At 64.7% G+C, this 14,171-nt stretch carries 9 protein-coding genes and 1 pseudogene; 5 read left to right on the top strand and 5 right to left on the bottom strand.

Annotation, left to right across the window (positions count from 1 at the left end; translation table 11 throughout):
* Nucleotides 1-376: 376 nt before the first annotated feature.
* The 4 genes from JYA52_RS04130 to JYA52_RS04115 all read left to right on the top strand — a co-directional run bounded on the left by JYA52_RS04130 (nucleotide 377) and on the right by JYA52_RS04115 (nucleotide 7,010).
* Complete coding sequence (locus tag JYA52_RS04130; protein WP_307869308.1) at nucleotides 377-1,678, top strand: glycosyltransferase family 2 protein; 1,302 nt, start codon at nucleotides 377-379, stop codon at nucleotides 1,676-1,678.
* A 99-nt stretch (nucleotides 1,679-1,777) separates the two neighbouring features.
* Nucleotides 1,778-4,036, top strand: a complete 2,259-nt coding sequence (locus tag JYA52_RS04125; RefSeq protein WP_205651936.1) for a hypothetical protein — start codon at nucleotides 1,778-1,780, stop codon at nucleotides 4,034-4,036.
* Between the two features lie 36 nt (nucleotides 4,037-4,072).
* Nucleotides 4,073-6,007 (top strand): hypothetical protein, encoded by a 1,935-nt coding sequence (locus JYA52_RS04120; protein ID WP_205651935.1) that lies wholly within the window; start codon nucleotides 4,073-4,075, stop codon nucleotides 6,005-6,007.
* Nucleotides 5,994-7,010 carry an aminoglycoside phosphotransferase family protein gene (locus tag JYA52_RS04115; RefSeq protein ID WP_205651934.1) on the top strand — a complete coding sequence of 339 codons (1,017 nt, stop codon included), beginning with the start codon at nucleotides 5,994-5,996 and terminating at the stop codon, nucleotides 7,008-7,010. The genes JYA52_RS04120 and JYA52_RS04115 overlap by 14 nt, the downstream gene beginning before the upstream one ends.
* Nucleotides 7,011-7,066: 56 nt before the next feature.
* Here JYA52_RS04115 and JYA52_RS04110 read toward each other — a convergent pair whose 3' ends face one another.
* The 5 genes from JYA52_RS04110 to JYA52_RS04090 all read right to left on the bottom strand — a co-directional run bounded on the left by JYA52_RS04110 (nucleotide 7,067) and on the right by JYA52_RS04090 (nucleotide 13,459).
* Nucleotides 7,067-8,524: a lipopolysaccharide biosynthesis protein gene (locus tag JYA52_RS04110; RefSeq protein WP_205651933.1), complete on the bottom strand. Its 1,458-nt coding sequence runs from the start codon at nucleotides 8,522-8,524 to the stop codon at nucleotides 7,067-7,069.
* The gene (locus JYA52_RS04105) at nucleotides 8,521-9,318 is read right to left on the bottom strand and encodes a glycosyltransferase family 4 protein (protein ID WP_205651932.1); all 798 of its coding nucleotides are present in this window, start codon (nucleotides 9,316-9,318) and stop codon (nucleotides 8,521-8,523) included. The genes JYA52_RS04110 and JYA52_RS04105 overlap by 4 nt, the downstream gene beginning before the upstream one ends.
* Before the next feature lie 522 nt (nucleotides 9,319-9,840).
* The gene (locus JYA52_RS04100) at nucleotides 9,841-10,644 is read right to left on the bottom strand and encodes an IclR family transcriptional regulator (RefSeq protein WP_205651931.1); all 804 of its coding nucleotides are present in this window, start codon (nucleotides 10,642-10,644) and stop codon (nucleotides 9,841-9,843) included.
* Between the two features lie 92 nt (nucleotides 10,645-10,736).
* Nucleotides 10,737-11,993 carry an aminopeptidase P family protein gene (locus JYA52_RS04095; RefSeq protein WP_205651930.1) on the bottom strand — a complete coding sequence of 419 codons (1,257 nt, stop codon included), beginning with the start codon at nucleotides 11,991-11,993 and terminating at the stop codon, nucleotides 10,737-10,739.
* Nucleotides 11,994-12,052: 59 nt separating this feature from the next.
* The gene (locus JYA52_RS04090) at nucleotides 12,053-13,459 is read right to left on the bottom strand and encodes an MFS transporter (protein ID WP_372433719.1); all 1,407 of its coding nucleotides are present in this window, start codon (nucleotides 13,457-13,459) and stop codon (nucleotides 12,053-12,055) included.
* A 529-nt stretch (nucleotides 13,460-13,988) separates the two neighbouring features.
* On the opposite strand from JYA52_RS04090, the pseudogene JYA52_RS04085 reads away from it, so the two are divergent.
* Nucleotides 13,989-14,171 (top strand): annotated as a pseudogene (locus JYA52_RS04085) (alcohol dehydrogenase catalytic domain-containing protein); the annotation flags it as partial.

The following is a 14,171-nucleotide window of genomic DNA, read 5'->3' as shown; positions in this document are numbered from 1 at the left end:
CGGCAATGTCAAGAGAGCCCGGGCCAATACCTAGCCCTGCATTGTTGCAAACCAAGTGGTGAAAGCTGATTTTCGCTGCGAAAAACAGGTATCCCCTACTGGTGACACTAAGTGGGCCCAATCATAGGCTTTTAGCCCACAAGGCCTTATCTGTGGCGACGAGGCATCGTCGCCGCGGATACACGCCAGATAGTGCCGCAAGTTGCCGATGGTGTCGCCCGATAAGGGGATTCCGCCGGCGTCTCCAGAAGTCGCTACCTTATGAAGCGGTGAGGCTCGTGTCCATACCCAGTGCAGTTCCAGCGCCGCATGCAGAGCCCGTGGGCCAGGGCAGACCTTCGCGGGGCAGCGGGTGCACGTCGTGGAGGGCTTTGACGTGAGCGACCCCTTGGATGCCGCGTTTCATCGGGAAGAGGGCCATGAGCACCTCGTCCTGGAACTGCCGCGGGCGATGGAGAGCCCTGTCCGCCCGGACTGGTCCGGAGCCCGGTGGATTGGCGCCGTGGACCTCACCTCCCTTAACGGGCACAAAAGCCTGAAGCTTCGGGATTCCGAGGGATACGAGCGTGCCCGGCTGCTGGTGCGCGAAGGCTCATCCGTGCGGGGTTTCGTAGATGTTGAAGCGCCGGGAGGCGTCCTGGACCGGGCAACACTGGATTCGGCAACGGCTGCGCTGCCCGAGGCCGAGCCGGTTTCCGCCGCGGTGTCGGCTCCTCGCATCACGGTGATCATTTGCACGAGGGACCGGGCCTCCGTGCTGCGCGGTGCCCTCGAGGCTTTGCTCCGCCTCGACTACCCGGACTACGACATTCTGGTGGTCGACAACGCGGCGCGAAGCACCGAAACCAAAGACATGGTGCGGGAGGAGTTCCAGGATCCCCGCATCAGGCTGATCGAGGAGCCTGTGCCGGGACTGTCCCACGCGCGCAACACCGGGCTCGAGCACGCCCGGGGGGACATCGTCGCATTTACGGACGACGACGTCGTGGTGGACCACGCCTGGCTCCGGGAGATCGCCGCGGGCTTCGAACGTGCCCCTGGCACGGCCTGCGTCACGGGGCTGGTGCCGGCCGGGGAGGTGCGGTCGCGCGCCCAGGGCTACTTCGATTACCGGGTGAGCTGGTCCAAGAGCATCACGCCAAAGGTGTACTCCCTCGCCGCGCCTCCTGCCGACCTTCCGAACTTCCCCTTCTGCGTCGGTGCTTACGGCACCGGGGCCAATTTCGCGCTGGACCGCCGAACTGCTCTCAGCCTCGGCGGATTCGACACCGCTCTGGGGGCCGGGACCCGTACCGGCGGAGGCGAAGATATCGACATGTTCACCCGGGTGATTCTTGCGGGCCACCCGTTGGTGGTCCATCCCTCAGCAATCGTCTGGCACCGTCACCGCGACGGCCTGGAGGAGCTGCAGGCCCAGGCACGCAGCTACGGCAGCGGATTGGGCGCATGGCTCACGAAGATCCTTCTTAACCCCCGTACTGCCCGGCTCGCCCTGGCGCGGACGCCGCATGCGGTCCGCCAGCTGCTGACGAACGCCCGGCATCATCCGGTGGAACCGACTGCCGGCGGAACGGGTGCCTTCGATCCCTGGGATCCACAGCTTGCCAAGGTGCTGCGGCTGGAACTGCTTGCGGTTGCCCGCGGACCCCTGAATTACCTGCTGCAGCGCCGCTCATGACCTGAGTCCTGCGGCCGTCTTTCGCGGCGCCGAACCGCCCAAGGTTCCCGTTCGCGTCTCCCCACATTTTCTTCAAACGGACCAGAAGGGTTCAGCCACATGAGTCGGTCATTGCAGGAGGAAGTCGTTACGTCGAGGCTGCTCATTTACCGGGAGGTGGCCCTGAATTCATTCCGGTCGTGGGATGGAGTCATCGGGGCCCTGGGCCTGATGGCAGCACTCCTGATTCTGCTGGACGCCGGCGGGCCAGTTCTTGCGCCCTTCAAACTCATCATGTGCCTGGCCTTGCCGGGATGGGTCCTTGTGAGCCGCCTTGCTGACGCCGACCCTGCAGCGCGGTTGGTCTGGACTGTTGTGGCGAGTGCCATGCTCTTCACGGTGTTCGCATTTTTCATGGCGTGGTCCGGCATCTGGCATCCGCGGCCTGTGGCCGCGGCCGGACTGGTGGCCTCGTCGGCAGCCATTGTTCTGTTCCCGGCCGTCCACGGGTTCGGTTCCCGGCCGTTCGATTGGCGGTTGCGTCCGCTGCGACAGTTGATCCCGCTGGACCGGGTGCGCCTGCTTGGCCGGCTGCGTGAGCGGAGCCTGAGGGAACTCCTGCCCTGGTTGGTCCTCGGAGCCGCCCTGATCATGTGGGGCATCTCGCTCGCAATGACCGGTTCCGGGGACCTGGACACCTGGGGCCTGCTGACCAAATACCCGGCCACTTGGTACCTTGCCGTGGCCGCGGTTTTGGGTCTCTGCATCTGGGGGATCGGAACACGGCGGGAAATCCGTGCACGGTTCCTGATCGCCTCAGTCTCGGGCCTGGTCGTCATGCTTTATGCGTCGGCGAACCTGCTGACAGCCGTGCCGCGCCTGCCGTGGAGCTATAAGCACATTGCGGTGACAGACTTCATTGGCGCCACGGGCCAGATGGACCCGTCCGTGGATATCTACAACCGATGGCCGGGCTTCTTCGCGAGCAGTGCGTTCCTTGGAGAGACGATCGGACTCCGGGACGCCCTGGACTATGCCGCATGGGCGGAGATCGGGTTCGCGCTCCTGAACGTCGTCACCGTTCTGGCCATAGCCCGCGCACTCTCCAGGAATCCCCGCGTGTACTGGACCGCGACGCTGGTGTTCGTCCTGGCCAACTGGGTCAACCAGAATTACTACTCCCCGCAGGCATTTGGATACACGCTGTACCTGACCATGTGCCTCATTGTGCTCACCTTCCTGCGCAGTACGCCCATCATGGTGGTGCAGGTACTCGAAGAACGCCTGACGAGACCCCAGTTGCCGGTGATTGAATCGTACGATAGGCCTATTGGCCGCTCACTGAGGGTCACCGCCATCGTCGCCGTGCTGCTCCTGCAGGCCGCGATCGTCGTGAGCCACCAGCTGACCCCTTATCTGGCCCTCCTGGGGCTCGTTCCGCTCTTCCTGTTGGGATACTTTCGGCCGCGGTGGCTGGCGCCGGCGCTTGTGGTCATGACCCTCCTTTATCTCATTCCGAACATTGGCTTCATAGAGCAAAAATATGGCCTGTTCACCGGATTCGACCCCCTTGCCAACGCCGGATACCAACCGCGAAGTGACACATTCACGGATCCAGCGGCCTGGTTGATGACCACCCGGTGGATGGCCCGTGCAGCCGTGCTCCTGTCGGTCCTGACGGGGGTTCTGGCGCTCGCCGGATTCGTCCGGCGCCTTATGCAGGGTGAAGTGCGGACCACGCTGATGGTTGCGTGGATGGCCGTGGCCCCCGCATTCGGGCTGCTCGGCCAGTCCTACGGCGGAGAAGCGCGGCTCCGCATCTATCTCTTCGCCCTGCCGTGGCTTGCCATCGGCGTGGCCTGGCTGTTCTGGTCGGGACCCCTGCGCACGCGGAAGGCGCTGCTGGGAGCCACTGCCTCCCTGAGCGCAATGGCACTCCTGTTCAGCGTCGTGTACTTCCAGCCGGAGGAGGACCACCGGATCCCGCAAGGCGATGTGGTTGCCAGCCAATGGATAGACTCCCGCGCCCGTTCCGGTGATGTGATCTTCGAACCGGGCTACTTTTTCCCCACGCTGATCGGACCGAATTATCCGAATTACTACCGGACAATCAGGGTGGCGCCGCTTTCAGGCCTCATTAAGAATCTGACGGGGCCGGTCAATGCGGAAAACATTGAGAAATACGCTGACAGCATCAAGCCCACATCCAATGTCTATGTTGTCATTTCGGATAATAAACGCGAAGACGAGTCTGCGGCCAAGCTGTCACCGTCCGGAACGGTTTCCAACTTCGAGCGGGACCTGAGTTTCGACAATAGGGCTTCGCGGGTGTTCGAGAGTGAAACTGTTCGGATATATCAAATTGCAGGAACTCCATAGGCAGGCAATTTCGGGTCTGGAATCAGGGAGGAACGGATGACTGTGGACGAGGGACACCACAGCGTGCATGAACCGGGGCTCTTGCCCACGGTTCTGCATCCGGACGTGGCAAAGGTCTTTGATGCCTTGGACGGATCCGGTCTGCCATGGCTCCTGGTGAGGGGCGAGCACGACCTTGCCCGCCCCTCAGGCGACGTGGACATTCTGGTCGCCAGGGAACAGCTGCCGGGCCTTGACCACCTGATGGCCGGCATAGGTTTTCGCCGCGTCCTGGCGTCCGGGCACGGCAGCCACCGGTTTTATTTCGCCTATGCGGGCCCGGATGACCTGTGGCTGAAGCTGGACTTCGTATCCGACATCTCCTTCGGCCCGTATCAACAGTGGCGCACCGCGCTGGCGTCCGGGTGCCTCAGCAGACGCGTCCGAAACGGGCCGTTCTGGCTGCCGGATCCTGCAGACCAGGCGTGGCTGCAGCTGCTCCACCTGGTGCTGGACAAAGGCGAGGTCCGCCCGGAACGCGTCGGCATTGCGAGCAGGGCGGCGTCGGCTGCCTCGACCGGCGACGTGATAGCCGAATTCCTGGACCGCCGTGTGGGCCCCGGCGCCGCGGGGCAATTGCTAAACCTGGTCCGGGCCGGCAGATTTGACCAAGTGCCCGCGATGGCGGCCCGCATGCGGTCCGCATGGACCATGTCGGCTCAACGGCGCCCCAGCCTCCTTGCCGTGGCGAACAGGGCCCAGCGCCTGCTCACCCCGAGACTGCGAGGCCGCGCACCGGTGGTGGGGGTCATGGCACCGGACGGCGCCGGCAAGACCACCCTGCTCCGGAGCCTTGGCCCAGCTGTCCCCCTTCCCAGCAGCTATGTGTACATGGGGATGTGGGGTGCGGGCCCCTGGGATGCCTGGCTCAGCCGGATCCCCGGCGGCCGGCTGGGTAAGAAGGTTTTCCGACTCGTCCGCGGCGGACTGGCCGCCCGGTATCACTCCCTTCGTGGGCGGGTGGTGCTCATGGACCGTGTTGCCTACGATGCTGTGCTGCCCGGTTCAACCGACAACAGCGTGCTCGGCAGGATAACCAATGCCATGGCCTTTTACCTGGTGCCGGATCCGGATGTCCTCCTGGTGCTGGATGCCCCGGGTGAGGTGATGTTTGCGAGGAAGGGCGAACATTCTGCCGAGATCCTGGAGGGCCGGAGGCAGGCCTACCTGCAGCTGGCCGACAGTCTGCCCCAGGCCCGGGTTCTTGACGCTGTGCAGCCGCAGGACGAGGTGCAGCGACAGGCCACGGACATAGTCTGGCGCCACACGTCACCCGGCCCTGCGAGTGCTCCCGAAGCAGGTCGTGCAGGCCCGGTGGAATTGAACCTGCACTTGTGGAGGCTGCTCGACTGGCGCTTCCTGTTGCCCGTGGTGCAGCCCAGGAGCCTGGGCTACGGCGGGGACATGGGGCGGGATATGGTGGCGGCACTGCACCTGTTGGACCCCGGCGCGGCCCGCATCGGAGCCGACCGCATTGAAGCTGACCGCATTGGAGCTGACCGCCAGAGTGCTGCGGCGGGTGATTTCGACGTCGTTCTGCTTTCTGCACCTGACCTCCGGCTTTTTGAGGAGGCGGCAGCAGCGGTGGAGCCTGGCGGGTGGGTGTGCGCCCAGGTCAGCCGGTCGCTGCTCCGCAGCTCAGGCCCACGGACGGTGGGGGGCTGGAAGCGCGTCTTCGAGCGGAAGGGCTTCAGTGATGTCGCCATTTACTGGCACGCTCCGAACCTGGAGCGCACGGCGCGTATTGTGCCGGTGGCGTCCGCCACGGCCGTCCGGGACACGCTGTCGCTCCAGGAGGCCATCAGGTTCCGCAGGTCCAAGGTCGCAATAGCCCGCCTGGCCCTCGCGTTGCGGCTGTTTGATGCGGCGATTCCCGAAGGCACCGTCATGGGCCGCCGCGGCGACGGGAGGAACGGCGATGACCTTCATTGACCGGATCGTTTCGGACCACTACGAGGAGCTGGGGCTGGCGAGGTATGGCATCGGCCGGCAATGGGCCACCGTGCTGCTCACACCGCGCTTCGTTACGTCCCGCCACGTGGTGGCCCTGATCTTCGCGTCCGGGGCGCGTGAGCCCAGCCTTGTGGTGAAGGTTCCGCGGCAGCCGGGGGACAACGACAGCGTTCGGCATGAAGCGCAGGTGATGGACCAGCTCCGGTCCCTCGGGGCGGGGCCGGAGATCGGCGTCCCGGAGGTGGTGGCCGTGCTCGACGCCGGACCCCACGCCGTGCTCATCGAAACCGCCGTGACCGGGGCGCCCCTGAACCCCAAACGGGTGGGCGCCGACGTACCGGCCGCCGTGAGCGCGGGGACAGCGTTCGTGGCCGCGTTGCCCTGCACGCTCACGGCACCCGCCAACGGGGACTGGTACCAGCGGACGATCAGCCGTCCCCTGAGCGACCTCGTGTCCCTCCTGCCGATGGAGCCCGACGTTTCCGCGCTCGTCGAACGCACTCACGAGATGCTGGAACCGCTGCGCTCGGTGGACCTTCCCGCCGTCGTCGAGCATGGCGACATGAGCCACCCAAACCTCTTCCTGCAGCCCAACGGCCAACTGCAGGTGGTCGACTGGGAACGGTCGCGGACCGACGGCGTGCCAGGGCACGACCTCGTGTTCTACCTTCAGTACCTCAGCGAATCCAGCGAACGGGCGTTCTCCCGGCTGGCACAGCTCGCGGCCTTCGACAAGGCGTTCGGTGCAAGCGGGTGGGCCCTGGATCCCCTCCGCGGCCACCTGCAGCTGAGAGGTGTGAACCCGGATCTGCTTCCGCTGCTGGTCATCGCGGTGTGGGCCAGGTCTGCGGCCACCCTGGCGTACAGGCTGGAAAGCGAACGGGGTCCGGGCCATGGAAGGAACCAGATGCGGGCCGCAGTTTTCGGTGACCGTGACTTCTGGCTGTGGCGGCACGTGGTGGACACCTGGCCGCGGCGTTAACGCCCGGGACGCTGCGGGCCTTATGCGGCGGGCCCAATTAAGCCTTCCGGTGCCGCTCACGGTGAAGGGCGGCGGACCAGCTTCAGCAGTTCATTGTGCAGGGATGAGAAGCCCCAGCGCAGGATGATGTAGACCAGTCCCATGGCGGCGGCCGCAATGCCGAGCATCGTGACGAGGTCGTCGGCGAGCGGCAGGGCCAACCCCGCCAGGCCCACCGCTGCCACCGCAACACCGCAGACCACCCCGGGCACGATGGCCCGGAGGAGCTGACGGAACTGCAGGTCCATGACCTTGGCGGCCACCAGCTGCATCCCCAGGGCGAACAGCAGCGCGGCGGCGAGCTGTGCACAGGCCACCCCGACAATGCCCCACTGGACGGCGAAAAGCAGGACCGGGGCCAGGACCGCCAGCCGGACGAGGGAAATGCGGATGGAGAGTCCGGGGCGGCCGAGTGCCTTGTACACGTCATTGGCCCCGGCGCCCAGGGAACGGGCGGCTGCGTACAGGGACAGGAAGACCAGCGGCAGGACCGCTTCCCCCCACTGTGGCCCAAAGACCACGGGGACCAGAATGGGTGCCGTGACGGCCAGGCCAACGCCGGCGGTCATCCCGTACAGCGCCTGAAGTTCGACGCTCTTCAGGTAGCCGCTGCGGAGCCTGTCCGGTTCACCGCGCACCTTGGCGTAAAGCGGGAAGAGGACAGTGGACAGGACGAAGAATACGTTGATGATCACCAACTCGGGCGCGCGGAAGGCCAGCGTGTAGAACCCCAGCGCATTCGCCCCCAGAAACAGGCCGATGATGAGGTAGTCGATGTCAAAGATCAACCGGGCCAGCAATGAACTGCCCGCGACCGGCGCGCCGAATTGCAGGTTGGCCCGGAGGGCATCCCTGGTGACGCGCCAGACCTGCCAGGGTGCCCGGCCAGGAAGCAGGAACCAGCAGGCGGCGGCGTAGGCCACGGAGCCGGCGGCGGTGCCGATGGCCAGCGACCAGGCCCCGTACCCGGCAAATGCCAGTGACAGGGTGACGGCGCCCATGGTGGCCGCACGAAGAACAGGAGCCGCCGTCTGGCGCTTGAAATGCAGGTCGCGGCGCAGCAGCGCTTCGGGGACAGCGGCCAGGGCTGTGGCCAGCAGCGAGATCGACAGGACCTGCACCAGGGGTGCCACCTCGGGAAGGTTGAAGACACCGGCTATGGCGGGCGCGCCGAGGACGGCCCCCGAGGCCAGGAGGCAGCCCAGAACCACTGAGATCAGGAGAGCGGACCGGGCGACTTCGCCGGTGTGCGGCAGGTAAACCAGAGCCTGGGCGACACCGGCATCGGCAATGGTTTCCGCATAGGCCATCAGGACCAGCGCCAGCGCCACCAGTCCATACTCCTCGGGCGACAACAGCCGGGCCAGCACGATAATGGTGACGAGGACGAACACCTTGCCGGCCACGAAAGCCAGTCCCTGCCACATTGCTCCGCGGGCGCCAGCCTGGGCGAGTTCCCCGGGCGCGTATTTCATGCCGGCGAGCTTCGGCGCTGCGGATCGTGGGAGTCGTGGCTGATGGCCGTGCGAAGCTCGTCGAGATACTCCTGCGTGACCACATCCCAGGTCCGGACAGCGGCTTCTCCTGACCCGCGGTGCTCCGTTCGAGGCGCAGCCAGGTAGCCCACCACACGTTCCACAAGGCTGCCGATGTCCTCCTCGACGGTCAGCAGAGGGTGGGCCTCCTGTTCGCGGGCGGCCACTGGCGTCGCCACCACGGGAGTGCCGGCAGCCAGGGCTTCGCGCACCGAGTTCCGAATGCCCACCCCGTGCTCGTCAGGGAACACGGCCACATCGGCGGCGTGGAAAACATCCAGGACCGAGGGCGCGTTCGCCAGGACCTCCACCCGGGGCCCGGCCAGTTCGAGGACCGGGGGTGCGGGACGGCGGCCGGCGATGACGAACCTGGCGTCCGGCACCTGCTGCCACACCAGTGGTGCCACTTTGTTGATGAGCACGCCCGCACTGTCGATGTTCGGACCATAGTTAAGGCTGCCGACAAAGCAGACTACGGGACTGTCCCCCCGGGTGCCGGAGCGGACCGCCACTTCGGCGCCGTTCGGGATGCTCCTCACGTTCCGCCCGAGGCGGCTGGACCATTCGACGGCGTCCTGCGCACCAACAGTGAGGAGCCGCGCCCGTGGGGGAAGTCGGCGTTCGGCCCTGAGTGCCTGGTACTCCCGGGCCCGGTACGCCGGCCGCAACCTCCGTGCGATGGCGGTGTCCATGCCGGCCCGGATCGACCAGGGGTCCACCGTCTGCAGGACCACCGGTCCCTGCACGTGATGGGCGAGGGGGAGCGCATGAGGACCGTGTATCAGCGTCGCGTCGCTTTCCGCAGAAAGCCGCGAAGTGATTTCTTTTGCTTTCGCTGTGTAGCGCTCCTGCTTTCCCAAGCCATTCAATCCAAAGAATGACCGAAAGAATGCCCACTTGCGATTACGGGGAGCGAGGATATGAACTGCTTCGCAGCGTTCCCTTACTTCCTCTGGAAGCCCTACGGGCCCCGAAAACGTCACGAGGGTGACTTTGACGTCATCGGGAAGATTACGGAGGAACTCGAAAGGGATCATAGAGCTGCCATCCCCGAACACGGGGTCCCGGTTGGGCATACTTTCTGTCACGTACAGAAGCCTCATTGCAAGAGTGTACGTGACCGTAAAGGAATCCCGCCTGCATACGGAAAGTTTGCTTTATTGCCCGGAATGCCGACCGGCCACGCCGCCCAACGGCGGCCTGGATGCCTGTGTGCGGTTCCGGGCTGCGGGCCACGGTTAACGGCCGGGCAGCGGCTACCCGGGAAGGGTGCCGCCAAGCCGTGAGGTGACGCGGCGGGCGGCAGCCGAGCACGATTCGCCGAGGCTTTGCAGTGTCTCCGGAGAGACACGGAACCGGGGAGCGGGAATGAGGACCGCGGCGGCAACATCGCCGCGGTGGTCATAGACGGGAGCCGCCACTCCCACCTCATCGAGCGAGGTGTCGCCATAGTTTATGGCCCAGCCGCGCTGGCCCACTTCCTTGAGGCGGACCAGATAGTCCTCCAGGCTGGTTTCATCGAGGCCCGGATAGGTGATGGTTCCGCTGCGCAGCAACGTCCGGACGCGGTCCGGGGCTTCGGCGGCGAGGAAGACCTGAACGGAGGCGCTAAGCGCGTCGCTGTACTGGGCCCCCAGGGGCGTTGTGTGTTTGATCTGGTGATGGCTGGGGATCTGCTCCACGCACATCGAAGCGGAGCCGTTCCACACCATCAGCGCACTGGTTTCACCGGTCTGTTCAGCCAGTTCCCGAAGGACGGGGTAGGCCACGCGACGCTCTTCCAGCTCCGCGAGCAGGGGTCCGGCCACGGCGATGAGGCCCAGCCCCAGACGGAACCGCTTCGTCTCGGGGTCCCGTTCCACCAGGTGTTCCTGTTCGAACGTGGCCAAGATCCTTGACACGGTGCTCTTGTGAAGCCCGACGCGGTTGGCGATCTCGGTGACCCCCAGCAACGGCTCGTCGGCCGTGAAGGTGCGGAGGACGGCAACGGCGTTGACAATGACGGAGGTTCCTTTGGCTTCGCCGGTGCCGGTGGTGTCAGGAGATTCTGCTGGGCTCATGGTGCTTACCATCATTCCCTATGAAGGAACGGAAGTGGCGCCACCCCCAAAGTGGCGCCACTCCCGTTGAGTTCCGCGGGGGGCGGGTGAGGTCAGGCCCCGATGATGTTGTAATCGGGTCCGAACGGGAATTTCGTGATGTTCTCCGCTCCGTCCTGGCCGACCACCAGGATGTCGTGCTCGCGGTATCCGCCTGCGCCCGGCTGTCCGTCCAGGACGGTGATCATCGGCTCCATGGAAACCACCATTCCGGGTTCGAGGACGGTGTCGATGTCCTCGCGGAGCTCCAGCCCGGCCTCCCGGCCGTAGTAGTGGCTGAGGACGCCGAAGGAGTGCCCGTAGCCGAACGTGCGGTTGGCCAGGAGGCCGTGTCCCACGTAGATCTCGTTGAGCTCGGCGGCTATGTCCTTGCAGACGGCGCCGGGCTTGATGAGTTCGAGGCCGCGCTTGTGGACTTCCACGTTGATGTTCCACAGTTCCAGGGAACGGGCATCGGGTTCGCCGTAGAACAGGGTCCGTTCCAGCGCCGTGTAGTAGCCGGAGGTCATCGGGAAGCAGTTTAGCGACAGGATGTCGTGTTCCTGAATCTTGCGGGTGGTGGCCCAGTTGTGTGCGCCGTCGGTGTTTATCCCGGACTGGAACCACACCCAGGTGTCCCGGATTTCTGAGTCCGGGAACGTGCGGGCAATCTCGTGGACCATGGCTTCGGTGCCGATCAGCGCCACCTCGTATTCGGTGATGCCGGCGGTGATGGCGTTGCGGATGGCCTCACCGCCCAGGTCGCCGATGCGCGCGCCGTGCTTGATGACCTCGATCTCCTCGGCGGACTTGATCATGCGCTGGCGCATCGCGGCCTGGGCCACGTCCACCAGGGTGGCGGATTCAAAGGCGGCCTGGATCTTGTTGCGGTTGTCCAGCGGCAGGGAGTCGTCCTCGACGCCTAGTCGACGGACGCTGATGCCGCGGGTGCGCAGCACTTCCTGGATGGCGTGGATGTAGTTGTCCCGGCGCCAGTCCGTGTACACGAGGTTGTCGCCGTAGCTGCGGCGCCAGGGCATGCCGGCGTCGATGTTCGCGGTGACCGTGACGGTGTCGTCCTTGGTGACGACCATCGCGTAGGACCGGCCGAAGTAGGTGAAGAGGAAATCGGAGTAATACTTGATCGAGTGGTAGCTCGTGAGGACGACGGCGTCCAGGTCCTTCTCGGCCATGATCCTGCGCAGGCCGGCGAGCCGGCGCTCGAACTCGGCGTTGGAGAAGGTCAGCTTTTCCTTCTGGCCGTTGTGCAGGACCTTCAGGCGCTCCAGTTCGGCGATGGACGTGGCGTTCTCGGATGCTGTGGTCGTCATTGTGGTGATGCCTTTCTGTAATGCGGTGTTTATCGGATGGGGAATTGGAGTCCGCCGTGCTATTCGGAGCGGAGCGGTTCTTTGCAGGTTTCGCGGGAGAGGGCGACGGCGACCAGGGAGATGACGGCTGCGCCGGCCAGGTACCAGGCCGGAGCCAAGTCGTTGGCAGTGGCCGCTATTAGCAGGGTGGCCATGAACGGAGCCGTGCCGCCGAAGAGGGCGTTGGAGAGGTTGAAGCTGACCGCGAAGCCGCTGTAGCGGACCCGGGTCGGGAACATTTCGGCCAGGAAGCTTGGCAGCGTGCCGTCATTGAGCGTCAGCATGGCGCCCAGCAGGATCTGGATGAGGACGATCACCAGGAAGTTCCCTGTGCCCAGCAGCGCGAACGCGGGCACCGTCAGCACGATGAAGGTTATGGATGCGGAGATGAGGACCTTCTTGCGGCCGTAGCGGTCCGAGAGCATCCCGGTCAGGAAGATGAACCCGATGTACGTGAGCAAGGCGATGGTGGTGGCCAGGAAGGATTCGGTTTCGCCCAGGCCCAGTTCCGCCGACAAGTACGTCGGCATGTAGCTGAGAATTACGTAAAAGCCGACGGCGTTGAGCAGCACGGCTCCGACGGCCTGCAGCAGCTGCCGCCAGTGGTTCCGGAACAGTGCGCTGACGGGGGCCTTGACGGTCTCGTCCTCGGCTGCCAGTTCACGGAAGACCGGGGTGTCTTCGAGTTTGGTCCGGATGTAGCGTCCGATCAGTCCCATCGGAGCGGCCAGCAGGAACGGCAGGCGCCAGCCCCAGCTTTGCATTGCCTCGGAAGTGAGCAGAGCCGTCAGCACACCCGCGAACAGGGAACCGAGGAGCAGGCCGGCGGCGGTGCTGGCGGGAACAACTGCGGCGTACAGGCCGCGCTTGTTCGACGGGGCGTATTCCACAAGGAAGGCCGACGCGCCGGCGTATTCACCGGAGGCTGAGAAACCCTGGACGACCCTGATGAGCAGCAGCAGGATCGGAGCCCAGATGCCGATCGTGTCATATCCCGGGATCAACGCGATGCAGAACGTCGCCCCGGACATGATCAGGATCGACAGGGATAACGCGGTACGGCGGCCGACCTTGTCGCCGATGTGGCCCCAGACGAAGCCGCCGAGCGGCCGCACCAGGAACGATATTGCGAACAGGGCGAAGGTCAGCAGAAGTCCGGTCTGGGGATCGGATTCGGGAAAAAAGACCACGGAAATCGTCACGGCCAGGTAGCCATACACGGCGTAGTCGAACCACTCGACGAAGTTGCCGATAAAGCTGGCGGCAACGACGCGTCGTCGCGTGTCCCTGCTGACACTGCCGTCGGCAGGGTCTAAGTTGTGGCCGTTCATCGAGCTGTCTCCGGAGGGTGTCCCGTTTTGTCCGCCATTGGACTCCCGGCCAGACCCTTGCGCAAGAGCAGCGGGAGAGGAAGTTTCGTTACTCATAGATCCACCAAGTGTTTTGGGGTTGCAGTGAGTGCAACGCTGTTGCACCAGAGTATGCGTGACTGACGCCACAGTCAATACCCCTTTTGCTCGCCTACGGGGAAAGAGTGGGCGTCTCAGTTAGATGTCACCTCGAGTTTCAATTAGCGTTAAATGGCCAGGCAGCGTTGCGTTGAGAGAAGATGTGTTGCGTCAGATGGAATGAGTGCGTCTCAACCTCTCCGGGTCGGGTGCTTCGCGATGGCGTCATCTGTTGACACCCGAATGTGACGGCTGCCATATTGTTCTGTACGCGCTATGCGCATCACGTTGTGTATTACGCAATTCCCGCTGGGGCGGCGCCAACGCTTCAGTTCGTCGGCTTCACGATTCAGGCCAAGCCGGTGCAGGGGCGCCGGTTCCGCACAACGACCGTTCCGCACGAGGCACTGATCCCAGTGGCGGGCGTCTTGTACCCCAACGCATCAGCTAGATTGGCACTGGTGCCGTCACCCGTGGGTCCCCGGATCCAGGAAAGGAACACGAACTAATGGTTCATAAGGTCAAGGCAGTTGTTGTCAGGGAGAAGAACGCTCCGGTGTCGTTGGAGACGATTCTGGTGCCGGATCCGGGGCCGGGGGAGGCTTTGGTGGATGTCCTGACGTGCGGGGTGTGCCATACGGATCTGCATTACAAGCTGGGCGGTATTGGGGATGAGTTCCCGTACCTGCTG

The sequence above is a fragment of the Arthrobacter pascens genome, assembly GCF_017052465.1.
GTDB lineage: Bacteria > Actinomycetota > Actinomycetes > Actinomycetales > Micrococcaceae > Arthrobacter > Arthrobacter pascens.
This window is presented reverse-complemented; position numbering and strand designations above follow the sequence as displayed.

Bases quoted from the DNA above. Each gene is read 5' to 3' on its own strand.
- JYA52_RS04125 (WP_205651936.1), top strand. From the start codon at position 1,778: ATGAGTCGGTCATTGCAGGAGGAAGTCGTTACGTCGAGGCTGCTCATT.
- JYA52_RS04120 (WP_205651935.1), top strand. From the start codon at position 4,073: ATGACTGTGGACGAGGGACACCACAGCGTGCATGAACCGGGGCTCTTG.
- JYA52_RS04115 (WP_205651934.1), top strand. From the start codon at position 5,994: ATGACCTTCATTGACCGGATCGTTTCGGACCACTACGAGGAGCTGGGG.
- JYA52_RS04110 (WP_205651933.1), bottom strand. From the start codon at position 8,524: ATGAAATACGCGCCCGGGGAACTCGCCCAGGCTGGCGCCCGCGGAGCA.
- JYA52_RS04100 (WP_205651931.1), bottom strand. From the start codon at position 10,644: ATGAGCCCAGCAGAATCTCCTGACACCACCGGCACCGGCGAAGCCAAA.
- JYA52_RS04095 (WP_205651930.1), bottom strand. From the start codon at position 11,993: ATGACGACCACAGCATCCGAGAACGCCACGTCCATCGCCGAACTGGAG.
- JYA52_RS04090 (WP_372433719.1), bottom strand. From the start codon at position 13,459: ATGAGTAACGAAACTTCCTCTCCCGCTGCTCTTGCGCAAGGGTCTGGC.